Annotated in this window: 22 protein-coding genes and 1 pseudogene; 3 read left to right on the top strand and 20 right to left on the bottom strand. The window is 66.4% G+C overall.

Going from position 1 to position 24,019, the window contains the following annotated elements; genetic code table 11:
• Window positions 1-80: 80 nt before the first annotated feature.
• On the bottom strand, window positions 81-1,409 hold the full coding sequence (locus tag AB4Z27_RS14920; RefSeq protein WP_092295900.1) for a sensor histidine kinase: 1,329 nt from the start codon (window positions 1,407-1,409) through the stop codon (window positions 81-83).
• Entirely contained in the window at window positions 1,406-2,149 is a 744-nt protein-coding gene (locus AB4Z27_RS14915; RefSeq protein ID WP_092295903.1) for a response regulator, read from the bottom strand. Before AB4Z27_RS14915 ends, AB4Z27_RS14920 begins: the two co-directional genes overlap by 4 nt.
• 238 nt (window positions 2,150-2,387) lie before the next feature.
• Between AB4Z27_RS14915 and AB4Z27_RS14910 the strand changes: the two are divergent.
• The 3 genes and pseudogenes from AB4Z27_RS14910 to AB4Z27_RS14900 all read left to right on the top strand — a co-directional run.
• Window positions 2,388-2,915: pseudogene (locus tag AB4Z27_RS14910) on the top strand (thioredoxin family protein); the annotation flags it as partial.
• Between the two features lie 85 nt (window positions 2,916-3,000).
• On the top strand, window positions 3,001-3,636 hold the full coding sequence (gene maiA, locus AB4Z27_RS14905; protein ID WP_441644684.1) for a maleylacetoacetate isomerase: 636 nt from the start codon (window positions 3,001-3,003) through the stop codon (window positions 3,634-3,636).
• A gap of 143 nt (window positions 3,637-3,779) precedes the next feature.
• Window positions 3,780-4,730 (top strand): ABC transporter substrate-binding protein, encoded by a 951-nt coding sequence (locus AB4Z27_RS14900; RefSeq protein ID WP_092296241.1) that lies wholly within the window; start codon window positions 3,780-3,782, stop codon window positions 4,728-4,730.
• 20 nt (window positions 4,731-4,750) lie between these two features.
• On the opposite strand, the gene AB4Z27_RS14895 is transcribed toward AB4Z27_RS14900, so the two are convergent.
• From AB4Z27_RS14895 to AB4Z27_RS14810, 18 genes are all read right to left on the bottom strand, one after another.
• The gene (locus AB4Z27_RS14895; protein ID WP_441592651.1) at window positions 4,751-6,100 is read right to left on the bottom strand and encodes a M20/M25/M40 family metallo-hydrolase; all 1,350 of its coding nucleotides are present in this window, start codon (window positions 6,098-6,100) and stop codon (window positions 4,751-4,753) included.
• 192 nt (window positions 6,101-6,292) lie between these two features.
• The gene (gene cheZ / locus AB4Z27_RS14890; protein ID WP_092295916.1) at window positions 6,293-6,928 is read right to left on the bottom strand and encodes a protein phosphatase CheZ; all 636 of its coding nucleotides are present in this window, start codon (window positions 6,926-6,928) and stop codon (window positions 6,293-6,295) included.
• 12 nt (window positions 6,929-6,940) lie between these two features.
• Window positions 6,941-7,327 (bottom strand): chemotaxis response regulator CheY, encoded by a 387-nt coding sequence (gene cheY / locus AB4Z27_RS14885; RefSeq protein ID WP_144199859.1) that lies wholly within the window; start codon window positions 7,325-7,327, stop codon window positions 6,941-6,943.
• A 71-nt stretch (window positions 7,328-7,398) separates the two neighbouring features.
• Window positions 7,399-8,475, bottom strand: coding sequence for a protein-glutamate methylesterase/protein-glutamine glutaminase (locus AB4Z27_RS14880; protein ID WP_441592652.1), 1,077 nt, complete (start codon window positions 8,473-8,475; stop codon window positions 7,399-7,401).
• Between the two features lie 22 nt (window positions 8,476-8,497).
• Window positions 8,498-9,154 (bottom strand): chemoreceptor glutamine deamidase CheD, encoded by a 657-nt coding sequence (gene cheD / locus AB4Z27_RS14875; protein ID WP_092295925.1) that lies wholly within the window; start codon window positions 9,152-9,154, stop codon window positions 8,498-8,500.
• On the bottom strand, window positions 9,154-10,071 hold the full coding sequence (locus AB4Z27_RS14870) for a CheR family methyltransferase (RefSeq protein ID WP_092295928.1): 918 nt from the start codon (window positions 10,069-10,071) through the stop codon (window positions 9,154-9,156). Before AB4Z27_RS14870 ends, cheD begins: the two co-directional genes overlap by 1 nt.
• 79 nt (window positions 10,072-10,150) lie before the next feature.
• Window positions 10,151-10,645, bottom strand: coding sequence for a chemotaxis protein CheW (locus AB4Z27_RS14865; protein ID WP_092295931.1), 495 nt, complete (start codon window positions 10,643-10,645; stop codon window positions 10,151-10,153).
• 33 nt (window positions 10,646-10,678) lie between these two features.
• The gene (gene cheA / locus AB4Z27_RS14860; RefSeq protein ID WP_092295934.1) at window positions 10,679-12,697 is read right to left on the bottom strand and encodes a chemotaxis protein CheA; all 2,019 of its coding nucleotides are present in this window, start codon (window positions 12,695-12,697) and stop codon (window positions 10,679-10,681) included.
• Between the two features lie 61 nt (window positions 12,698-12,758).
• The gene (gene motB, locus AB4Z27_RS14855) at window positions 12,759-13,754 is read right to left on the bottom strand and encodes a flagellar motor protein MotB (protein ID WP_092295937.1); all 996 of its coding nucleotides are present in this window, start codon (window positions 13,752-13,754) and stop codon (window positions 12,759-12,761) included.
• A gap of 13 nt (window positions 13,755-13,767) precedes the next feature.
• A complete protein-coding gene (gene motA, locus AB4Z27_RS14850; protein WP_092295940.1) occupies window positions 13,768-14,631 on the bottom strand; it encodes a flagellar motor stator protein MotA in 864 nt (287 codons plus the stop codon).
• A 122-nt stretch (window positions 14,632-14,753) separates the two neighbouring features.
• Window positions 14,754-15,359 carry a flagellar transcriptional regulator FlhC gene (gene flhC / locus AB4Z27_RS14845; protein ID WP_092295943.1) on the bottom strand — a complete coding sequence of 202 codons (606 nt, stop codon included), beginning with the start codon at window positions 15,357-15,359 and terminating at the stop codon, window positions 14,754-14,756.
• Window positions 15,356-15,673: a flagellar transcriptional regulator FlhD gene (gene flhD / locus AB4Z27_RS14840; protein WP_010812713.1), complete on the bottom strand. Its 318-nt coding sequence runs from the start codon at window positions 15,671-15,673 to the stop codon at window positions 15,356-15,358. The genes flhC and flhD overlap by 4 nt, the downstream gene beginning before the upstream one ends.
• 413 nt (window positions 15,674-16,086) lie before the next feature.
• Entirely contained in the window at window positions 16,087-16,839 is a 753-nt protein-coding gene (locus AB4Z27_RS14835; RefSeq protein WP_092295946.1) for a DUF4088 domain-containing protein, read from the bottom strand.
• 101 nt (window positions 16,840-16,940) lie between these two features.
• The gene (locus AB4Z27_RS14830) at window positions 16,941-18,794 is read right to left on the bottom strand and encodes a methyl-accepting chemotaxis protein (protein WP_441644683.1); all 1,854 of its coding nucleotides are present in this window, start codon (window positions 18,792-18,794) and stop codon (window positions 16,941-16,943) included.
• Between the two features lie 129 nt (window positions 18,795-18,923).
• On the bottom strand, window positions 18,924-20,582 hold the full coding sequence (locus tag AB4Z27_RS14825; RefSeq protein ID WP_092295952.1) for a methyl-accepting chemotaxis protein: 1,659 nt from the start codon (window positions 20,580-20,582) through the stop codon (window positions 18,924-18,926).
• Between the two features lie 79 nt (window positions 20,583-20,661).
• The gene (locus tag AB4Z27_RS14820; RefSeq protein WP_092295955.1) at window positions 20,662-21,150 is read right to left on the bottom strand and encodes a chemotaxis protein CheW; all 489 of its coding nucleotides are present in this window, start codon (window positions 21,148-21,150) and stop codon (window positions 20,662-20,664) included.
• A gap of 183 nt (window positions 21,151-21,333) precedes the next feature.
• Window positions 21,334-21,726, bottom strand: a complete 393-nt coding sequence (locus AB4Z27_RS14815) for a response regulator (protein WP_441592655.1) — start codon at window positions 21,724-21,726, stop codon at window positions 21,334-21,336.
• Window positions 21,727-21,933: 207 nt separating this feature from the next.
• Window positions 21,934-23,913, bottom strand: a complete 1,980-nt coding sequence (locus AB4Z27_RS14810) for a putative bifunctional diguanylate cyclase/phosphodiesterase (protein WP_441592656.1) — start codon at window positions 23,911-23,913, stop codon at window positions 21,934-21,936.
• Between the last annotated feature and the right edge of the window lie 106 nt (window positions 23,914-24,019).

Below are 24,019 nucleotides of genomic sequence, written 5' to 3'. Positions count from 1 at the left end.
GGGCGTGATCACGCGAAGGCGCCCATTGGATCGCAAGCGCGGGGACGATGCAACTGCCGCCCGCGCGGCGCATCAAGCCATCAAGGCAGGATCACCTCCGCGGAGAGTCCGCCGCCTTCGCGATTGCGCAGCGCCAGCTTGCCGCCGAGCGCCTGCGCCAGTTGCTGCGCGATGGCCAGCCCCAGCCCGCTACCGCCGGTATCGCGGTTCCGCGAGGCCTCCACGCGATAGAACGGCTGGAGCACSGCATCGAGCTGTTCCTCCGGGATGCCGGCGCCGCGATCCATCACCATCAGCCGCAGGGCGCCATCGGCGTCGCGCCGGGCGACGATCTCGGCCGCGCCGCCRAACTTCAGGGCGTTGTCGATCAGGTTGGTCAGGATGCGCCGCAGGGCATGCGGGCGCGTGACGATCGCCCCGCCCACGCATTCCTCCATGGTCACGGCCTTGCCAGTGTCCTGATAGTCGTAGACCAGGCTTTCCAGGAACGAGCCGATGTCGATACGCGTATCGGCCTCGCCATCGACGTGCGTGCTGCGCGCATAGGCCAGCCCCTCGCGCACGAGCCGCTCGATCTCGGACAGGTCGCTGATGAGCTTGTCCTTCTCGACAGACTCCTCGGCCATCTCGGCACGCAGCTTCATGCGCGTGATGGGGGTCTGCAGATCGTGGGAGATGGCCGCGAGAATGCGCACGCGCTCCTCCACGAAATGGGCGATGCGGTCGCGCATGGCGTTGAACGCCACCGCCGCGTGGGCCACCTCGCTCGGGCCGGTCTCGCTCATGCGCGGCGTGGTCTGGTTCGGGTCGAGCGTGTTCGCCGCATCGGCCAGCGTCGCCAGCGGCCGGATGGCCTGCCGCACCGCAAACCAGCTGCACAGCACCAGCAGCGCGAGTTGCGCCACCATCACATAGGGCAGCCAATGCGCCAGCGGTGCCATGGCAGGATGGACGTCGATAGTCAGCGGGCTGCCGTCGCTCAGTGTCAGGTGCGCCTGCAGGCGCTTGCCGTCGCCCGGAATCATCTCGACCCGGACCGGGAAGCGCTGGCCGGCCGCCTCCTCGATCTTGTTGGCGATGTCCTTGGCGCGCATGGTCATGTCGGGCACGCCCGGCAGGCCMGGGCCGAGGACGTAGCGGTACGTCGGCCGGTCCAGCCGGTGGATCCAGTCCGGGCGCTCGGCGGCGGGCAGGCGGTCGAGAATGGCGATGGAAGTGGCCACTTCGTTTTCCAGCGTGCCCAGCATGACCGTGCGCGCGGTGACGTAGCGTTCCATGAACAGCACCGTGAACGACATCGCATAGGCGATGACCAGCCCCGCCAGCAGGATCAGGAACAGCCGTGCGCTCAGGGTGCCGGGCCACCAGCGCACCCGCGACTGCGGCGCTACCAGGGCGGCCGTGGTCATTCGCGTGCCTCGGTGATCTCGACGGGCATCGCCAGCACGTAGCCCTCGCTGCGCACCGTCTTGATGTAGATCGGCTCGCGGGCGTGATCGCCCAGCCGCTGGCGCAGGCGGCTGACCAGCAGGTCGATCGAGCGGTCGAACAGCTCGGCGTCACGGCCCTGCGTCAGGTTCAGCAGCTGGTCACGGTTCAGCACGCGCTGCGGATGGTCGACGAACACGCGCAACAGCCGGTACTCGGCGCCGCTCAGGGCCACGACAGTGCCGTCCTTGTCCAGCAGATGGCGGGCGGTGGTGTCGAGACGCCAGTCGCCGAAAGTGAGCAGCCGGCCCGCCTCGGACACCTGGAGATTGGGCGGAAGCATCCGGGTGCGCCGCAGCACCGCCTTGATCCGCGCCATCAGCTCGCGCGCGGCGAACGGCTTGGCGAGGTAGTCGTCGGCGCCCATTTCGAGGCCGATGATCCGGTCTGTCTCATCGCTGCGGGCGGTCAGCATCAGGATCGGGGTGCTCTTGTGCTTCCCGGCGCGCAGTTCGCGGCACAGCGTCAGGCCGTCGTCGCCGGGCATCATGATGTCCAGCACGATCAGGTCGACGACGTTCGACTCCAGGAAGGTCCGCATGTGGCGGCCGTCCGGCGCAATGGTCACCCGCAGCCCGTTACGGGTCAGGTAGGTGGACACCAGCTCGCGGATTTCGCGGTCGTCGTCAACAACAAGGATATGGTCGATATGGGCGTCCATCTGGCGGCGCTCTTGGTAGATTTCAGTGGCGATGAGCGGAGTTTGCCCGCTCTGGCGATTGGTTGCACTTCCCTTTGTATGCCAGTGTATCTGGCCAAGCCGGGCAGACAATACCTTACCTGGCGGCCGGCGGGCGATACATCCGGTACACGCGCACGGTGTCTGATAGCGACCATACACCACCCGAACGGAGCGCACTGCCATGACCACCCCCTCTTCCTTCACGCGCCGCACCTTTGGCGCCATGGCGCTGGCGGCGCTTGCCGCCGTCGGCGTCAGCCTGGCCAACGGCCAGTTTCCCGGCCTGAGCGACGCCCGCGCCGCCCGCACGGACGCCCCGGCGCCCCCCCTGGACGGCGCGACGACCTGGCTCAACTCGCCTCCGCTGAACATGGCGCAACTGCGCGGCCGGGTCGTGCTGATCGATTTCTGGACCTATTCGTGCATCAACTGCATCAATACGCTGCCGTACGTGCGCAGCTGGGCCGAGAAGTACAAGGACCAGGGGCTGACCGTGATCGGCGTGCATACGCCCGAGTTTCCGTTCGAAAAGGACGTGGGTAACGTCCGCGACGCGCTGAAGCGGTTCAAGCTCACCTACCCCATCGCCATCGACAACGACTACAAGATCTGGCGCGCCTTCCAGAACAACTACTGGCCGGCGCTGTACTTCATCGACGCGAACGGGCGCATCCGGCACTACCACGTGGGCGAAGGGGACTACGAGAAGTCCGAGCAGATCATCCAGACGCTGCTGAAGGAAGCCAAGGCTGGCGCGGCAGCGGCGCCAGTACCGGCAGCGGCAGCGGCACCGGCGCAGTAACCCGACGGCCAATCCAAGGAGATTCAGCATGAAGCTTTACGCGAACGAGATTTCGTCGGCCACATCGCGCGTGCGTATCGCGCTGGCCATGAAGGGGGTGCAGGTCGAGRTGGTCACCGTCGGCATCCTGGGCGACGGTGCCGAGAACCGGCAGGCGGACTACCTCGGCATCAATCCACAAGGACTGGTGCCGGCGCTGCAGACCGACGAAGGCGAGTTGCTGACCCAGTCGCTGGCCATCGTGGAGTACCTCGACGAGCGCTTCCCGCTGCCACCGCTGCTGCCCAAGGACGGCGCGGGCCGCGCCTTCTCCCGCTCGATCGCCCTGGCCATCGCCAGCGAAATCCACGCGCTGGTGCCACCGCGCGTGGCGGCCTACCTCGGCAAGATGCCCGGGATGGGCGCGACGGGCGTGGTGACGTGGAACCGCCACTGGATCCTGGAAGGCCTGACCGCCGTGGAAGCCCGCCTCGCCGCCCGCCGCACCGGCCCCTACGTGGCCGGCAACACGCCGACAATCGCCGACATCTTCCTCTTCCCCCAAGCGATCAACGCGGAGCGCGCGGGCATCGAACTGGAGCAATGGCCACACATCGCCGAAATCGTGGATCGGCTGCGGGACGTGAAGGCGTTTGCGGAGAACGCACCGGCGGCGCGGCGGTAGCGGGAGATGGCTAGGGGACCGGGGCGTTCCGGGAAGCTCCCGCCCCCGCATAACAAAGCGCGAAAACATTCGTTCGCATCGTCGGGGGCACGGCGTAGGGTCTTGGACTGTTGGCCAGTCCGGCCTTGTTCGAACGGATTCCGATGACCGCTTCCCGTCGCCAGTTCCTGCGCTATGGCGCCATGCTTGCCGCCGCTCCTGTGCTGATTTCCACCGCGCGTGGGCAGTCGCGCCCTGTCCTCAAGGCGGGGGACCAGAAGGGYGGCCTGCGGGCGCTGCTCGAATCCGCCGATGCRCTCAAGGGCATTGGCTACGATATCCAGTGGACGGAGTTCCCGGCCGCCGCGCCGCTGGCGGAGGCGCTCAATGCGGGGGCGGTCGATTGCGGGCCGATTGGCGATGCGCCGGCGATCTTCGCACTCGCGGCGGGGACGCGGATCAAGCTGATTGGCGCCAACCGGTCGGACCCTTATGGCACCGCCATCCTCGTGCGGCCCGATTCACCGCTGAAGACCGCGGCTGACCTCAAAGGCAAGAGCATCGGCACRAACCGGGGTTCGATTGGCCATTTCGTGACGCTGAAGGCATTGGCGTCAGCCGGATTGAAACCCGAGGACGCCAACATCCGCTTCCTCCCTCCAGCCGATACCAAGCTCGCGCTGACCAATGGCTCCGTCGATGCGTGGGCGACCTGGGAACCGTACACGGCCATGGCGGAGACCAGCGGCCATGCCCGGGTACTCGTCAGCGGGCGTGGCCTGTGGTCGGGGCTCAGCTATCTCGCCGCCACCGACGCGGCGCTCGCTGCCAAGCGCGCGGTCCTGGCCGATTTCCTCCAGCGCGTGGTGCGCGCCCAGGTCTGGTCCTATGAACACGCGGCGGAGTTCTCCGCCACGCTGGCGCGCATCATCGGCATCTCGCCGGAGGCGGCGCGGCTGCAGTTCGAGCGACGCCATACGACATGGCAGCCGATCGATGCCAGCCTCGTCGCCATCCAGCAGCAGACCGCCGACTTCTACCTCAAATCCGGATTGCTGAAGCAGCGGCTCGAAGTGGCATCGACGTTCGACACCCGCTTCGGACTGCCCGCCTGACAGCGATCCGGGGCAGCGCCCTACTTCGTCGGCCGCTTGGCGAGCAAGGGCTCGCTCACGCCTTCCACGCCGACCAGCCCGAGCACCGTGGTGAGTGCCCACTGCGCACCCTCATGGGCATTGGTCGGATCGAACCATTCGTCGCGCGAGTGGGAACCGCCCGACTTGCCGCCGCTGCCGAGGATAACCGCCGGAATGCCGAGCGACATCGGCACATTGGCATCGGTGCTGCCGCCGCGCAGGCTGGGCGCTTCCTTGCTGTTAGCCTTGATCACGCGCACGGCCGACTGCACGATGACCGAGTCCGTGGCGGTCTGGCCTGCCGGCCGGTCGCCGATCTGCTTTGCCTGGAAGGTGATCTCATTGCCCTTGGTGGGCGACCAGCGGCCGTTCTCGTCAGCCACACCCGATGCGATGGCGGACATGATGTGCTTCTCGGTTTCGAGCAGGGCCGGCGTGCCGTTGGAGCGGATGTCGATGGCCATCTTGGCRTCTCCGGCAATGGCGTTGACCGATGTGCCACCCCCCACCGTGCCGACCGTGAACGTGGTCTTGGGGTCCGTCGGCGTGCGGACATCGCTGACCTTGCCGATCGCGCGGCCCATCGCGTGGATGGCACTCGGCAGGCCGAACGCGCCGAAGCTATGGCCGCCCGGGCCACGGAACGTAATTTCGTAGCGATGGCTGCCGGTGCCTTGCGTCAGCACGCGCTCGCCGGTGCCCGGTTCGAGGCCGATCATGCCGTCGATATCGGGATGATCGCGGAACACTGCCTTCATGCCGCGCAGGTTGCCGAGTTCCTCCTCGCCGACGTTGCCCACGAACACGATGTCCCCCACCGTGCGGACGTTGTTCTCGTTGAGCACCTTGAGCCAGGACAGCAGCACGGCCAGGCCGCGCGTGTCATCGCCGATACCGGGCGCATAGAGCTTGCCGTCGCGCGATTTCACGGTGACGTCGGTGCCCTGCGGGAACACGGTGTCGAGGTGGGCGGAGATCAGCARCTTGGGCCCGTTGCCAGTGCCCTTGCGGATACCGATGGCATTGCCCTCGGCGTCGATGCGCGCATCGGTCAGCCCCAGCGCCTTCAGGCGCGATACGAAATACTGCGCGCGCGCGGACTCCTTGAACGGCGGCGCGGGAATCTCCGTCATCGTCTTCAGTTCGGTCAGCGCGCGGGCGTCGTCTGCCTTCACGTCGTCGAGCAGCTTCTTCACCACCGGCGAGGCCTCGAGGCGCGTATAGGTGCTGTCAACCTGGGGCGAGACCTGCGGCACCGTCAGCGTTTGTGCGGAGGCGACCCCGGCGAAGGCCAGCGTGGCGAACGGGACGACGTGACGGGCGAAGACGGTACGGCAACGGGCTGGCATGGCGACAGTATCCTCTGGCAGTGATACGACACAAAAACCCGGCCCGGGACCTGCTCGGTACCGCGAAGCCGGGGAGCGATCACATTCTGCCAGCGAATGCGGCGATGTGCTCGCGGGACCGTCTCCAAAAACAAACGGGACAATCGCCCGACGCGATTGTCCCGTTGCATCCTGCCATGACCTGATGTGGCTTCAGAAGCCCAGGCTTGCCAGCAGATCGTCCACCTGCGACTGGTCCGACACCACGTCGGCCTTGCCCTCGGGGTTGATCTGCGGACCGTTCATCAGCGTGGGCGGAGCTTCCACGCGACGATCGGCCGGTACGTTGTCGATCAGTACCTGCAGCAGTTCCTGCTCCAGCGAGCGGATCATGTCCATCATCTTCTTGATGACCTGACCCGTCAGATCCTGGAAGTCCTGGGCCATCATGATCTCGAGCAGGTGGCTGCCCGTGGCCTTGGCCTTCTGCGGCACCTCGGTCAGGAACTCGCGCGTGTCGAGCACCARGGCCCGGGCATCGCCCAGTTCCACCGGCGTCTCGAACCACGCGTCCCAGCGCTTGTCCAGCGCGTTGGCGCGGGCTTCGAGGTCTTCCTGCAGCGGCTGCGCCAGTTCCACGGCCGTGAGCGTACGCTCGGCGGCCTGCTCGGTCATGGCGGCGATGTAGCTCAGGCGGTCGCGCGCGTCAGGAATGGCCTGTGCGGCCCGCTCGATTTCCTTGTCGAGCCCCAGCTCCCGCATGTTATCGCGCAGCATCCGCGTGAGGTTGCCGATGCGATGGATGATCTGATCGGCTGATTCATTGCTGAAAGTCTGAGTCGTCGACATGTCGTGCCCCTCTTACTGACCCAGCTTCTCGAAGATCTTGGTGATCTTCTCGTCCAGCGTCGCCGCGGTGAACGGCTTCACCACATAGCCATTGGCGCCAGCCTGCGCTGCAGCAATGATGTTTTCCTTCTTGGCCTCGGCGGTCACCATCAGCACCGGCGTCTTGGCGATCTCGGGAATCGCGCGGATCGACTGCAGCATGGTCAGGCCGTCCATGTTCGGCATGTTCCAGTCGGACACGACGAAATTGAAGCTGCCGTCCTTCACCTTCTCCAGGCCGGCGGCGCCGTCCTCGGCTTCTTCCACGTTGGTGAAACCGAGTTCCTTGAGCAGGTTACGGATGATCCGACGCATGGTCGGGAAGTCGTCGACCACGAGGATCTTGATGTTCTTGTCCACTATACGGCTCCAATACGGTTGTGGATAACAAATACGAAAACTGCGCCCGGCGCGTGCCCAGGGTCGGTGCCCTACACGCGCTGCGCCCGCGCACCGAAGGTGGCCAGGTGCGCCATGACGCGCTGGCTCATCGAATGCAAGGGCACTACTTCATGCACGCCGCCGGTGGCGATGGCCTCCTTCGGCATGCCAAACACGATGCAGGACTGCTCGTCCTGCGCAAGGTTGTAGGACCCGGCCTCGCGCATGCGCAGCATGCCGCGCGCGCCGTCCTTGCCCATCCCGGTCAGGATCACGCCCGTGACGTTCTTGCCGCCATGCACGGCGGCGGAGTCGAACAGCACGTCGACTGACGGGCGGTGCCGGTTCACCGGCGCTTCCTGCGACAGGTGCGCCACGTAGTTGGCGCCGCTGCGCGCCAGCAACAGGTGCGAGTCACCCGGCGCGATGTACGCATAGCCCGGCAGCACGCGCTCGCCGTGCTCGGCCTCCTTGACCGTGATGCGGCACAGGCCGTTCAGCCGTTGCGCGAACGACTTCGTGAAGCCGGCCGGCATATGCTGGACGATCATCACGGCCGGGCAGTCCGGCGGCAGCGGCATCAGGAATTCCTTGATGGCCTCGGTGCCGCCCGTGGACGCGCCCACGATGATCAGCTTTTCCGTCGACAGCAACGGCGTGCGCAGCAGCGGCGCCGGCGGGGCGCCTTCGGCCGCGCCCTCGGCGCGGGGGGCCCGCACCCGGGCGCGCGACGCCGCGCGGATCTTGTCGGCGATGGTGTCCGTGTACTCCATCAGCCCGTCGCGGATGCCCAGCTTGGGCTTGGTGACGAAATCCACCGCGCCCAGCTCCAGCGCGCGCATGGTGATTTCGGACCCGCGCTCGGTCAGCGACGACACCATCAGCACCGGCATGGGCCGCAGGCGCATCAGGCGCTCGAGGAAGTCGAGGCCGTCCATGCGCGGCATTTCCACGTCCAGCGTCAGCACGTCCGGGTTCAGGCGCTTGATGAGGTCGCGCGCCACCAGCGGGTCGGGGGCGGTGCCCACCACTTCCATGTCTGGCTGGCTGTTGATGATCTCGGTCATCAGGCTGCGGATAAGCGCGGAATCATCCACGCACAGCACCTTGATCTTCGCGGCGGTCATATCTGGTCTCTACGTCTCATTTTCAGGTCGGCACCCTTGCCGTGGCCTGCCGCGTGAACAATTCCACTGCGCCTCGTACGGGCGCCTTCGTGGAGGTGGAAATCGCGCGTGCCAGCGCACGCTCCTCGCGTTCCACGCCTACCGTATCGTCTTGTCGTGTCAGCCGGCGCACCAGCGCCAGGCCACTGCGCGGGAAATAACTCACCCGTCGCGCGTGCGGGCCACGCAGATCCTGCGCCGCCAGTCGAATCTCTTCGGTCTTCAGGTACTTCAATACAAAATCGGCATTCCGATCCCCAATATTGAGGGTCGTCATGTTCGCCAGCACCGCACCGCCGCCAAAAACCTTGGCTTCCAGGCGCTCGCGTCGGGCGCCCATCTTCAGGAGTTCATTGATCAGCACTTCCAGCGCGTAGCAGCCGTAGCGCATCGAGGCGGACAGCATGCGGTCCGGCCCGGCGTTCTCGTCGTCCGGCAGCATGAAATGGTTCATGCCGCCCACGCCCGCCACTTCGTCACGGATACAGGCGGCCACGCAAGAGCCGAGCACCGTGGTCAGCACCACGTCCTCGCCGCTCACGTAGTACTCGTTCGGCAGCAGCTTGATGGCCTGCTTGCCGAACTCGCGGTCGAAATACTTGCGCGTGGCAATGGCTTCCGGCATCTGGGGCGTACGCATCATGCACCTCCGCTGCCGCCCTTGCCGGCCAGTTCGTATACCGTCTGCCCACGCAGCTGGAACGCGCGCGTGACATACGAGAAATTCTCGGAATGGCCGGCGAACAGCAGGCCATTCGGCTTGAGCAACGGAGCAAACCGTTCCAGGATGCGGCCCTGGGTCGGCTTGTCGAAGTAGATCATCACGTTGCGGCAGAAGATGGCGTCGAACTTCTCGCGCAATCCCCATTCCGGCGCCAGCAGGTTCAGCGGCTCGAACGCGATCGTCGACGCCAGGTCCGGCTTGACCTTGACCGAGCCCGAACGTGCGCCGGTGCCCTTCAGGAAGAAGCGCTTCAGCCGTTCCTGCGAGAGCCGACCCACCTGCTCGGCCGTGTACACGCCGGCGCGGGCCTTGGCCAGCACCTGTGTGTCGATGTCGGTGGCCAGCACCGAACCGGCGCGGTCGCCGAGTGCCTCGGCCAGGGTGATGGCGATCGAGTACGGCTCCTCGCCCGTCGAGGCCGCCGCGCACCACACGCTGTAGGGCCGGCCAACCTTCTTGGCATGCTCGGCCAGCAGCGGGAAGTGGTGCGCCTCGCGGAAGAACGAGGTCAGGTTCGTGGTCAGCGCGTTGGTGAAGAACTCCCATTCCTGGGAGCGATCATCGGACTCGAGCAGGGCCAGGTAGCTGCCGAAATCGGCGAGCCCCAGCGAGCGCAGGCGCCGCGCGAGCCGGCTGTAGACCATCTCGCGCTTGTGACTGCCGAGCGAGATGCCCGCGCGCTTGTGAATCAGCGCGCGCACCTTCTCGAAATCATGCTCGGTGAGCAGGAAGTCACGCATGTCGTCGCGCAGCGGCGCCAGCACCGGCGCGGCGGGGGCGGCAACCGCGCCTGGCTTCCCGATGGCGCTGGAGGAAGAACGGAGCGGCGTCATGGTGTGTATCTTCGTGGAGTGCCGGGTCGCGGCGGGTAAATCTAATGAGACTTCGGGGGCGATCTGCCGGCTGGCCCGATCAGGCCAGTTCGGCTTCCACCAGCTCCATCTCGGAACTGGTCATCATGCGTTCGATATCGATCAGGATCAGCATGCGCCCTTCCACCGAGCCTAGGCCGGTCAGGTGCTCGTTCGACACCGACACGCCGAACTCCGGCGCCGGCTTGATATCGTCACCGGTCAGCGTGAGCACGTCCGAGACGCCATCCACCACGATGCCGACCACACGGCCCGCCACGTTGAGGATGATCACCACGGTCTGGTGGTCATAGCGCACGTTGCCGAGGTCGAACTTCAGGCGCAGGTCCACGATCGGGACGATCACGCCGCGCAGGTTGGTCACGCCCTTGATGAAGCCGGGGGCGTTCGCGATGCGGGTGACGGTCTCGTAACTGCGGATCTCCTGCACCTTCAGGATATCGATGCCGTATTCCTCGGTGCCGAGCGTGAAGACCAGGTATTCCTGGCCAGAGGCTTCGCCCGCCTGGGTATCGATGTGTCCGATGCCGGCCATGTCAGTGCTCCTTTGCTGTCGCTATGCTGTCAGTTACTGTGCAACCGCGTCCTGGCGGCGCACGCCGGTGCGCTGCAGCGCGCCCACGTCCACGATCAGCGCCACGCTGCCGTCGCCGAGGATCGTGGCGGCCGAGATGCAGGGCACCTTGCGATAGTTCGTTTCGAGGTTCTTCAGCACCACCTGGTGCTGGCCGATCAGCTGGTCCACCAGCAGCGCGAAGCGCTTGCCCTCGGCGGCCAGGATCACGGCGATGCCCTGCGTCGGCTCCTGCAGCGCGCCGGTCACGTTGAAGACCTTGTGCAGCTCCAGCAGCGGCAGGTATTCGCCACGCACGTTCATCACGCGCTCGCCGTTGGCGGCGGTGTGCACGTCCTCGGACTTCGGCTGCAGGGACTCCATCACGCAGTTCAGCGGCAGGATGAAGGTTTCCTCGCCCACGCGCACCGACATGCCGTCCAGAATCGCCAGCGTCAGCGGCAGCACGATGCGGGTGGTGGTGCCATTGCCCGGGCGCGACGCGATTTCCACGTGCCCGCCCATTTCCTGGATGTTCCGCTTGACCACGTCCATGCCCACGCCGCGGCCGGACACATCGGTGACCACCTCGGCCGTCGAGAAGCCCGGCGCGAAGATCAGCTGCCAGACTTCCTCGTCGCTGATGTTCTCGGACACCGGCAGGCCGTTCTGGATCGCCTTGGCCAGGATGCGCTCGCGGTTCAGGCCGCCACCGTCGTCGCTCACTTCGATGACGATGTTGCCGCCCGCGTGCTGCGCGGAGAGGATCAGCTGGCCCGTCGGCTCCTTGCCGGCGGCCACGCGCTTTTCGGGGGTCTCGATGCCGTGATCCAGGCTGTTACGGACCAGGTGGGTCAGCGGGTCGATGATCCGTTCGATGAGGCTCTTGTCGAGTTCCGTCGCCTTGCCGAACGTGACCAGGTCGATCTGCTTGCCGAGCTTGCTGGCCAGGTCGCGCACCAGGCGCGGGAAGCGCGAGAACACGTAGTCCATCGGCATCATGCGGATGGACATCACCGCTTCCTGCAGGTCACGCGCATTGCGCTCCAGCTGGCCCATGCCCGAGAACAGGCGGTCGAACAGCACCGGGTCCAGCGACGAAGCGGTCTGTGCCAGCATCGACTGCGTGATGACCAGTTCGCCCACGAGGTTGATGATCTGGTCGACCTTCTCGGTCGGCACGCGGATCGAGCCGGAATCCGGCGCGGCGGCGCCGGCGGCCGGCTTGGCCTTCTCTTTTTCTTTGTCCTTGGCAGGCGCGGCGGCGGCCGGCGCAGCGGCTACAGGTGCCGGCGCKGCCACCGGGGCCGGGGCGGGTGCTGCGGCGGCGGCCGGCGCAGCRCCAGCAGCCACGGTTTCTACGGTGATCTGCTTGTCGTCGATCACGAAGCAGCAGACCGCGATGATGTCGTCGGCGCTGCACTGGCTGTTCAGCCAGATGACGAGGTCGCCATCGGCTTCCTGCTGGCCGGTGATCTCGCCCAGGTTGGCGATTTCCTCGCGCAGCAGCGCCTGGTCGCCGGCCGATACCTTGAGCAGGCTGATCTTCAGGTTACCAGCGCCACCACCGGCAGCGGGTGCGGCGGCCACGGGGGCCGGAGCGGCAGCGGCCACCGGCGCATGGCCCGGCTCGCCGCCGGCTTCCTCGGCCAGCTGCTGCAGGACGGCGCAGATGCGCGCCAGCGTTTCCGGATCGGGTTCGGTGCCGTTGCGGTAGGCGTTGAGCTGATCTTGCAACACGTCCTTGGTTTCCAAAAAGGTGTCGATGATGACCCGGTTGAGGGCCAGTTCCCGCCGACGCGTACGGTCAAGCAGGTTCTCGAAAATATGGGTGGTCGCGGTCAGTGCCGCGAAGCCGAAGGTGGCGGCGCCGCCCTTGATGGAGTGCGCGGCACGGAAAATGGCGTTCAGCTCTTCCGAATCGGGGGACTCGATGTCCAGCCCGAGCAGCAGCTGCTCCATTTCCACGAGCAGTTCTTCCGCCTCTTCAAAGAAGGTCTGATAAAACTGCGTGATATCGATATCGACAGACATGACCGTCCTGACTCGCTAAATTGCTCTGGAAGATGTGCCGCCCTGTGACGGGCGGCACGCCTCATTCGATCTTGCCCTTGCCTGCAGCGCCGCTGCCGGACGGCCTGGCCGCCGGCGCGGATGCTGCCTGCGCCTGCTCCACCTGTGCCTGCAACTCCTCTGCGGCACGGCCCTTCTGCGCCTGCACGGACACTTCGGCCGCGCTCGCGTTTTCGGATTCGAACTGCGCCTGGGCCCGCTTGTTCAGCACCACGATGCTGATGCGGCGGTTCACCGGGGCCAGCACGTCTTTCTTCTCCAGCGGCATGGTGTCCGCCAGGCCCAGCACGCGCAGCACCTTGCCTTCCTGCATGCCGCCGGCAATCAGCTCCTGGCGGGAGGCGTTGGCACGGTCCGCCGACAGCTCCCAGTTGCTGTACGCGCGCTCGCCCATCATGTACGTGGCCGAGTCGGTGTGGCCGGACAGGCTCACCTTGTTCGGCATCTCGTTCAGCACCGGGCCGATCTCGCGCAGGATGGTGCGCATGTACGGCTCCACCGCGGCGCTGCCGGTGCGGAACATCGGCCGGTTCTGCGTATCCAGGATCTGGATGCGCAGCCCTTCGCTCGTGATGTCCAGCAGCAGCTGCGGACGGAACTGGCGCAGCACCGGGTTGTTCTCGATGATCTGTTCGAGACGGCCCTTCAGGGCGCGCAGGCGCTCGGTGTCCATCTGGTCGCGCCGGCGCTGGGCGTCGGACGGATCGTTGGTCTGCGCGCGCATCACCTCGCCGTCCTTGGCCTGCACGTCCTTGCCGCCGCCGGGAATGACGCTCTTCGACATGCTGCTCTTGTCGCCGCCGGCAATCGCCACCTTCAGCGGCGTGCGGAAGTACTCCGCTACGCCTTCCAGCGTCTTCGGCGAGACCGAGCTCAGCAGCCACATCACCATGAAGAAGGCCATCATCGCCGTCATGAAGTCGGCGTAGGCAATCTTCCAGCTGTGGTTGCCATGCGGCTTGGCGTGCGACTTGGCCTTGCGGATGATGATCGGACGCAGATCCTGGGCGCTGCTCATGACGTCTCTCCGGTCAGGTCAGGCTCTTGACTTCGCGGACGTGGTCATCGAGCTCGAGGAACGACGGCCGCACCGTGGAGTACAGGACCTTGCGGCCGAATTCCACCGCCACCAGCGGCGCGTAGCCATTGAGCGAGGCGAGCAGCGTGACCTTGATGCACTCGTACATCTTCACGCTCTCGGACACCTGGTGCTCCACGCGGGAGGCCAGCGGCGAGACGAAGCCGTACGCCAGCAGAATGCCGAGGAACGTGCCGACCATGGCGTGGGCCACGAGGGCGCCCAGCTCGGCCGGCGGCAGGTCTGCCGAGGCCAGTGCGTGCACCACGCCCATCACCGCGGCCACGATGCCGAAGGCCGGCAGGCCGTCGCCAACGCGCGACAGCGCATGGGCGGGAATCTCGGCCTCGTGGCGGTACGTTTCGATTTCGTGGTCCATGAGCGCCTCGATCTCGAAGGCGTTCATGTTGCCGTTGACCATCATGCGCAGATAGTCGGTGAGGAATTCCATCATCACCGCATCGGCCAGGATGCGCGGATACTGGCTGAACACGCTGCTGGCCGCCGGGTCGGCGATTTCCTTCTCGAGGAACAGGATGCCCTCGCGGCGGGCCTTGGAGAGCAGCACGTACAGCAGTGCCATGATGTCGAGGTACAACTCCTTGTTGTACTTCGAGCCACGCAGCAGCATCGGCATGGCCTTCATGGTGGCCTTGATGGCCTTGCCGCTGTTGGAGCTCACGAAGGCGCCCAAGGCGGCACCGCCGATAATGATGAGCTCCGCCGGTTGATAAAGCGCGCCCATGTGGCCGCCGGTGATGGCATAACCGCCCAGCACCGATGCCACCACGACGACATAGCCAATAACTACTAGCACGATCGGATCCCCGTCTGAAAAACACGCGTCAGGCACGCACGGGCATCCTGTAGGGGCGAGCGGGGTCACCGCTCACCCGTCCCGGGGAGCCCGATTGCCGCGCGGACGTCTGGCCCGATGGATCAGGCTTCAGTCTGCGTGGCTGCGGCGTCCTTCGAGAGCTTCTTCACTTTCCCAGCACGCGACGGCGGACGGCACAGGCTGCACACGAAGTTCGCGTGCGGCTCATAAGCGTGCGTGACGAACTGTCCGCCGCAACATGTGCACGAGGAAAGCTGCAGCATATTGCTCTCGAAAAACCGTACTAACGTCCAGGCACGGGTGAAACTTAAGACAATTTCGCCGCCCAGCAGCGAAACGTGCTCGAGGTACAGACGGTAAGCGGCCACTACTGCACGAATGCCCGACGTCTCGCCTTCCTGCACCATGAACTGGTACGCGGAGAAGAACAGGGACGAATGGATATTCGGCAGCCAGGTGGTGAACCAGTCTGTCGAGAACGGGAGCATGCCCTTGGGCGGCGAGGCGCCCCGCAGCTCCTTGTAGAGGCGGATCAACCGGTCGCGCGAGAGCGTAGTCTCGGCTTCCAGCACCTGCAGGCGCGCGCCCAGGCCAATCAGCTCGATGGCGAGCTGGGTCTGGTTCGCGTCCTGCAGGACGCTTTTCCGGTTAGGTGCCGGTGTGGCCGTAAAGCTGCGGGCCGGCTGGGCCTGTAGGAGCGCGGTCAATTGAGCGACTCCACAGGTTGCCGGGCCAGCAGGATAGCAGCGTGGATCTGCTGCATATCATGGCTCTTGGCCGTGTGGGTGAGCGTGGACAGCAGCGCATGATCGTCAAAGCGGAAACGGCACAGCACCATGTTCGATGCTGCCAGCTTGACGAGTTGCGCCGAGGTCAGTTTGGCAAGAATGTCGGCAATTTCCTTGCTGACGCCAAGCCTGAACATGGCTTCCACCTGGTTTTCGCGCACCAGTCTTTGCGCGAGCAGAAGATAGGCGAGATTGACCTCCCTGATCTCCTGGAGAACTTCACTGCTTTCCAATTTTTCCCCGCTACCAAAACCCTTCGACCGCTTGTCCGGCGCTTACCAGCTTCGTGTCCGTGAGGACCCTTGCCGGCGACCAGATCGTTTAGTGCGTGTTCGATGGGTACGACGTACTACGAAAGAACTTCGCCCGGTTACACCTTCTCTCAGAAACGTTACATCTGTTACAGAGTGTAAGTGAAACTGTTACGTTTATATCGGCAATCGGCCCGGAATGCCAATCCCTACTTGAGTTGGGGTCCAGCAAATGTCGCATGGAAAAGACATGGCCCGCCGAATTTGTAACACCAGCACACGCCTGCTTGTGGTTTACATCAAGCGTGCTCAAGCACGTAACGCATCGTGTACCAAACGGATACACGCCTTGTGCGGTGGACATGACATGGCCAAACAGCGCCCCGCAGATTCCACTATTGACGAACCATCGCGCCTTGGCTAAACACGCGCCGCAACCATGCGGCAAGCCGCGCGAAGACGTCGTCAGGCGCCTCGCGGAACAGCTGGGGTCGCGCACGCTCCACTTGCTCGAGCATGCGTGCGGCCTCATCGGCACTGACCGAGCCGTACTCCAACGCAAGGCCCAGCAGCGCGCGCATCTCGCCCACCTTGCTGCGGCCCAGCGCCTCGCTCTGCTCAGTCTGCAACGCGTACATGACGTCATACGCGCGTTGGCGAAGACTGTCGGATATCCGCCACGCCGGGGTGCGCATGCGTTCCTCCAGCGTGCGGATGTCGATGGCGGAGGCAGAAATCTGCGCGGCCAGCGCTTCGGTGAAGGCGGCGTCGGCGCCGGCCTCGGTGAGGATCTGCGTGGCCCACTCGCGCGCGTGCTCCACGCGCTGCTGCGGCGTCCAGTCGGGCTGGATGGCCAGGCCGAAGCCGAAGCGCTGCGCGTCGCGCATCAGCGCCGCCAGCGCGTTGGGGAGCTGCTTGTCGAAGACCTTCTTGGCCCAGCCGTACTCGCCGCTGGCCAGCAGCCGCATCACGGCGCGCTCGGTCAGCGGGCCGTCCTGCTGCATCAGCCGCGCCCGCAGGAAGTCATCGAACGCGGGCGGCACGAACTGCGGATCGATGCCGGTGGAAACTTTTACAAAGGCGTCGAAGTCCGCGCGCAGCCTTGCCGTGGCTTCGGCCGACAGCGACAGGTTGATATCGGTAGTCATGATGTCATCGCATGCAAGCGCGCCCCGGCGCAGCTTTTACAACGCTGCAGCCGGGGCGCACGGCGCGACCGGGCACGGCAATCAGAGCGGCGTGGCGCCGGTCAGAATGCGCTCCAGTCGCCGTTGTCGGATCCATTACCGGCCGCCGTGGCGGACGGACGCAACAGCTTCGGCTCGGTCGCTGCCGTGTCGTCGGCGGCTTCCGCTGCCGCCGCACCGGCACCGGCCACGACCAGCGCCGTGCCAGCGGCCTTGTTACGCGCGCCACGGGCCTTGGCACCCTTCAGCGCCGAGGTCACCGCCTTGACGCCGGGCCGGACCGCCGAACGCGCCGCAGGGGCGGCCGGCAGGCCAAGCGCGGGCGCCGACGGCGCCACATCGTCATGCGACAGCTTGTAGCCCGACACCGAATCCTGGAGCTTCGACGCCTGATCCTGCAGCGAGCCGGCCGCCGCAGCGGCCTGCTCCACGAGCGCCGCATTCTGCTGCGTCACCTCGTCCATCTGCGCCACGGCCTGGTTCACCTGTTCGATGCCCGAGCTTTGCTCGGCGGAGGCCGCGCTGATCTCGCCCATGATGTCGGTCACGCGCTTCACGGCCTGGACGATCTCGCCCATGGTCRTGCCCGCCTGGCCCACCAGCGCTGCGCCGTTGTCCACGCGCGCCACGGTGTCGCCGATCAGGCCCTTGATTTCCTTGGCCGCATTGGCGCTACGCTGCGCCAGGCTGCGCACCTCGCCAGCCACCACGGCAAAGCCGCGGCCCTGTTCGCCGGCACGCGCCGCTTCCACGGCGGCGTTCAGCGCCAGGATGTTGGTCTGGAAGGCGATGCCTTCGATCACGCCGATGATGTCGACGATCTTGCGCGAGGCCTCGTTGATCTCGTCCATCGTCTTCACCACGCGACCCACCACCTCGCCACCGCGCACGGCGGTCTCYGAGGCATTGGCGGCCAGCCCGCTGGCCTGACGCGCGTTGTCGGCGTTCTGGCGGACCGTGCTGGTCAGCTCTTCCATGCTCGATGCGGTTTCCTCGAGCGAGGCCGCCTGCTGCTCGGTACGCTGCGACAGGTCGTTGTTGCCGGCCGCGATCTCGCGCGATGCCGTGCCAATCGATTCCGCCGATTCCTTGAACTCGCGCACCATCGACGACAGCTGCTCCTGCATCTGGCTCATCGCCAGCAGCAGGCTGCCACGGTCGCCGTTGCGCAGCGCCACCTTGCCCGAGAAGTCGCCATCGGCGATCTGCGAGGCGATCGACGCTGCGTAATCGGGCTCCCCGCCCAGCTGCTTCGACAGCTGACGCGCCAGGAACCAGCCCAGCAGCACGGAAAGCGCCAGACCGCCGACCACCAGGATCAGCATCAGCACGCGCGAGCTGTTATAGACGCTGGTCGATTCGTCCATGTTGAGCTTGGCGCGCTCGTCGCGGCGCTTGACCATCTTGAACAGCACGTCTTCCAGCGCGCGGCTGTCCTTGAGCAGGTCCGCGCTCTCGGTGAACACGGTGGATTCGAACTGCGACGTGTCCAGCGGCTGCTTGCCGACCAGCGCCACGTACTTCTCCATGCGTTCACGGAAGGCCGGCACCAGCGTTTCATACTGCTTGACCATCGCCTGGCCTTCCGGCGAGGTGAACGAGTCCTTGGCGGCCTTCACGCGCGCTTCCATGGCGGCCAGCGATTTCTCGATGGTCTCGCGCTCGGTGGCGCGCTCGCCCATCGTCGAGGCGGACAGCAGCGCGATCTGCGAGCGGCTGGCGTAGACGAGGYTGATATTGCCGTCCTGCACGGCCTTCAGGGCCTGCAGATCGCTGTTGTAGATCTTGCCGGTCCATTCCGCCATGCGCCCCATATTGACAACGCCCAGCAGGCCGATGATGGCGCCGATCACGGAAACGACCAGGAAGCCGGCAATAAGCCTGGTCGTAACGCGCAGTTGATTGAACCACTGCATAGAACTACCCCCTTCTGTCAAAAAAGACCGGGATGGGCATCGGTTGCCGCCTCCCGCGTTGTTATCGCGGCCGCTAGGCCGCTCTTACCCCGTTCCTGGCGCCACGTTGTGCCCGCGGCGTCTTGACGTTCAGATACTTGCGTACCCGGCTCCGCTTCCCACTTCCGGCGCCGGCAAGCCCTTGCGCGGGCGCGCCGGCCGGACTTCGGCCTGCATGCTGACGCGGAAGGTGGATACCGACTCGCGCAACCGGTTGGCCTGTTCTTCCAGTGCGCCGGCCGCGGCAGCGGCCTGCTCCACCAGCGCAGCGTTCTGCTGCGTCACCTCGTCCATCTGCGCCACGGCCTGGTTCACCTGTTCGATGCCAGAACTCTGCTCCGCCGATGCCGAACTGATCTCGCCCATGATGTCGGTCACGCGGCGCACGGCCTGCACGATCTCGTCCATGGTCGCGCCTGCGTCGCTCACCTGCGCCGCGCCGTTCTCCACGCGCGCCACGGTGTCGCCGATCAGGCCCTTGATTTCCTTGGCCGCGTTGGCGCTGCGCTGCGCCAGGCTGCGCACCTCGCCCGCCACCACGGCAAACCCCCGACCCTGCTCCCCGGCCCGCGCCGCTTCCACGGCGGCATTCAGGGCCAGGATGTTGGTCTGGAAGGCGATGCCTTCGATCACGCCGATGATGTCGACGATCTTGCGCGAGGCTTCGTTGATCTCGTCCATCGTCTGCACCACGCGGCCCACGGCGTCACCGCCGCGCACGGCGGTGTCCGAGGCATTGGCGGCCAGTCCGGTCGCCTGGCGGGCGTTGTCCGCGTTCTGGCGGACCGTGCTGGTCAGCTGCTCCATGCTCGAGGCGGTCTCTTCGAGCGAGGCCGCCTGCTGCTCGGTACGCTGCGACAGGTCGTTGTTGCCGGCCGCCACCTCGTGCGTGGCCGTGGAAATGCTCGCCATGCCTTCGTGGATGTCGTGCACCACGGACAGCAGGCTGCGCTGCATCGTGCGCATGGCCCGCGCCAGCGCGCCGATTTCATCGTTCGATTCGTGGTCGAAGCCAGTGGTCAGGTCGCCCGCGCCCATGCGCAGGGCGAAGTCGAGCATCTCGCCGACCGGGCGCTCCACCCGCGTCACCAGCATCGAGCCCGCCGCGAACGAGGACAGCACGGCCAGCCCGAAGGCGCCCCACAGCCACGGCCACAGTTGCGCAGCGGCCTCCGGCGCGAGCCAGTGCGCGCCGCCCGCAGCCGCCAGGAACCAGACCAGTCCGGCCAGCTGGGCCCAGAGGATGCGGCGCTTGAGGTCCACGCGCGTCAGGCGGCCCAGCAGCCCGGCGAGGCCCGTGCGCACCACYGCGCCATCGCGAATCGCCAGCCCGCGCGCCCGGTTCTCCCGGAAGCGCTGGTACAGCGCGGCGGTGGCGTCGATCTGCTCCCGGCTGGCCATCGCCCGGACCGAGGTGTAGCCCACCACACGATCTGCCACGCGCGTGGGCGTGACGGTGGCCAGCACCCAGTAGTGGTCGCCGTCCTTGCGGCGGTTCTTGACCACGCCGGTCCAGGACTGGCCGGCCTCCAGGGCGCGCCAGAGATCGGCGAACGCTTCCGGCGGCATGTCGGGATGGCGCACGAGGTTATGCGCCGCGCCAAGCAGCTCCTCCGCCGTGAAGCCGCTGGTCTCGATGAACGCCCGGTTCGCGAACGTGATCCGTCCCTTGAGATCGGTTCGCGAAATCAGGTAGTCGTTCGGCGAGAGCAGGTGCTCGCGTTGGGTTACAGGCTGGTTGTTGCGCATGTCTCGTTGCTGCGTGAAAGCCGTGGGCGCCAGCGCGCTTTGTCAGGCGTACGCGCCGTGGGCCGGTGTGAAGTGGGGATCAGTGGCTGCTGGCCGCGGCGTCGATGGCGGCGAGGTCGTCGATGTTCATCAACTTCTCGATGTCCGCCAGGATCAGCATGCGGCCTTCGAGCGAGCCCAGCCCGCGGATGTATTCGGTGTCCACGCCGCCGGAAAGTGCCGGGGCGGGCTTGATCTGCGCCGGCGCCAGCGTCAGCACGTCTGACACGCCGTCAACCACGATGCCGGTGGTGCGTTGATGGAGATCAACGATGATCACCACGGTGTACTGGTCGTAGCTGACCTCGGCCTGATTGAACTTGATGCGCAGGTCGATGATGGGAACGATGATGCCGCGCAGGTTGATCACGCCCTTCAGATAGGCGGGCGCGTTGGCGATCTGCGTCACCGATTCGTAGCCGCGAATCTCCTGCACCTTCAGGATGTCGATGCCGTATTCTTCGCGACCGAGGCGGAACGCGAGGAATTCTTCACCCGCGCCGTCTGCCTTGTTGATGCTCGTATTCATGGTTGCCCCCGCTGGCTGGATGGGTCGAGGCCGGGGTTCCGTGCCCCTTGGCTTGTGGCGACCCGCGATTTGCGACCCACAATATGCGGCCAGAGGCAGCCGGCGCGCGCCGGACACCTGCTATGGCCCTCCAGTATTTACGGCAGCAAACGGGGTGAATGAAGGGCGACATGGCCCGCGACATTACCCCTCCGTGGGAGGGGTCGGCAGGTCCAGCAAGGCTTCCACCGACGCCATCAACTCTTCCGGATCGAACGGCTTGGCCAGGAAACCGGACGCGCCRGCCTCGCGGGCCTGATCGCGGATGCGGTCGTCGTGCTCGGTGGAAAGCATCAGGATCGGCACGCCGGCATAGTCCGGCAGCGCCCGCAGCGCGCGGATCAGCGCCAGGCCGTCCATGCCGGGCATCACCTGATCGGTCACCAGCATCCCGAAGCGCCCTTCCAGCGCCACCTCGTGGGCCTCCTTGCCGTCGGCGGCCTCCGTCACCGTGTAGCCGCCAGCCCGCAGGCAGGCGCCGATCATGCGGCGAAGGGAAGGCGAATCGTCGACGACGAGAATGCTCGGGAGGGACATGGGGGGACTCCGGGGTAAAAGTTGGTCCGCCTGCGTGCGTGCAAGAGGCGCGCGCGCCCAGGCTGCTGGCGACGGACGGGCCAGCCGTGTGCACGCGGTACGCGTGCCACTGCCTGTCTTCAGCATATCGACCCGTTCGTGCCCGGATTTGAGGMAACAACGCGTCGATTAGAGGAAAGCTTCTAATCCGGGGATCCCGGCGCGAGGTCAGGCGCGCAGCGGTTCAGCGCCGTGCAGGGTGTCGGCGAACGCCGACGGCTCCAGCGGCAGCGCCATCAGGAAGCCCTGCACTTCGTCGCAGCCCATGCCGTGCAGGATGTCCAGCTGCGAGTTCGACTCCACGCCCTCCGCCACCACCTTCATGCGCAGTTCGTGCGCCAGCGCCACCATGGAGCCGACGATCGCGCGGCCCTGCGGGTCCGTATCGAGCCCGCCGATCAGCGTCCGGTCGATCTTGAGCGTGCCTACGCGCAGCCGCTTCAGGTAACCCAGGCTTGAATAGCCGCTGCCGAAGTCGTCCAGCGCCACCTGAATGCCCAGCGCCTGCAGTTCCGCCAGCGTCTCCAGCGACTTGCCGATGTCCTTCATCGCCGCCGTCTCGGTAATCTCCAGCGTGATGGCCGAAGGCGGAATGTCGTGCTGGTGGATCTGTTCCAGCAGGTACTGCGGGAARTTCCGGCTCGCGAARCGCAACCCGGACACATTGATCGCCACCGGCACGATGGGCAGCCCGGCATCGTGCCACTGGCGCACCTGCGCGCAGACCGTGGCGATCACCCAGTCGTCGAGCTTGTCGATCTGGCCCGACTGCTCGGCCACCATGATGAATTCGGCCGGATTGACCGCGCCCAGCGTGGGATGGCGCCAGCGGCACAACGCCTCGGCGCCCACCACGCGGCGGGTCTTCACATCGAACTTGGGCTGGTACATCAGCCGCAGGCCGTCGTCCTGGATGGCCAGCCAGAGGTCGCGCCGGATCACGCGCATACGGCGCGCGCGCTCGCCGGCGGCGGAATTGAACACGCGCACCTGGTTGGAGCCGCTCTCGCGCGCCTCCGCCAGGCTCACGCGGGCGGCCTGCATCAGCGCCTCGGAGGTCTGCGCGTCGCGCGGATAGATGGCGATGCCGATATTCACGCCGATCTGCATCTGCAAGCCCCGCGCCGCCACGAACTCCGCCAGCGAGCCGAGCACGCGCGAGCCCAGTTCATGCGCCCGGCTGTGYTGCACCAGTGCCGGCACGCCCACGGCGAATTCGTCGCGCGCCAGTCGGGCCAGGAAGTCGTGCGGCTCCAGCGCGGCTTGCGCCAGCGCGCCGGCATCCTGGGCGAGGATGTCGTCGGCGCGCACCTCGAATACTTCGTCCACCTCGCGGAAATCGGCGATATGGATCAGCAGCACCGCGCAGCCGGTGTCGGAGAGCCGCGCATGGGCGATGGTCTGGTCGAGCCACCGCGCGAACGCGTTGCGGTCCGGGAGGTCGGTCGTCACGCTGTACTCGCCGACTGGTGCCTGTCCACGCGCGGCGGGCCGCACGGTCAGGCCGGGAATGCGCGACAGGCCGCGCCGCCCTGCCCGCTGCTCCTGGCGCGAGACCATGCCGGCAGGCAGTTCGTCGATGCCATCGCCCGCCAGAACCGGCTCGACGCCAGCCGGCAGCCAGCCGCGCGACTGCGCGCGGTGCACCGCAAACATCGCGGCGCAGAGCAGCGCCAACCCGCCGGCCAGCCAGGCCGGTGCGGGCAGCCCGGTCGCTTCCACGCAGGCGCGGGCGCTCAAGCCCGTGCCACCGCACACGCCTCCCAGGCGCGCGCCAGCCACGGCCACCAGGCCGGCGCCGGACGCCATCGCCAGCGCCACGGCCACACCCCAGCCGCGTCGGCCTTGGCGGAACCAATGGAAGATGGGTGGAATCACTTGCGCGACGATGGCCGTCGCCGCCAGCGTCGCCACGAACGTGGCGGCCATCTTCACGCCGTCATTGGCGGCGGTGAGCGTGCCGGAGGCGATGGCCACCCAGACCGGCATGCCGAGCGTGGCCTGCGACATCAATGCCGCCGACCACGTCAGGCTGCGCGCGGCCTTGCGGCCCGGCGTGCGGTCGCCCGATGCCGTGCGGCGCGCGCGCGCGGCGGCAAGGCCGAGCACGGACGCAAGCATCAGGAGGCTGTAAGTCGTGGCAGTCATGGGGGCGGCGCGTTTGTGGCGGGCACGGATGCCGGCATACCCTCGATGCGGGCCATCGGGCGGCCCGTATCACGGCATCGTGTCTCCGCCATGGGAACAGTCAAGC

It is taken from the genome of Cupriavidus sp. KB_39 (assembly GCF_052114485.1).
Classification (GTDB): domain Bacteria; phylum Pseudomonadota; class Gammaproteobacteria; order Burkholderiales; family Burkholderiaceae; genus Cupriavidus.
The sequence above is the reverse complement of the archived record's forward strand: the minus strand, read 5'-3'. Positions and strand labels throughout refer to the sequence as shown.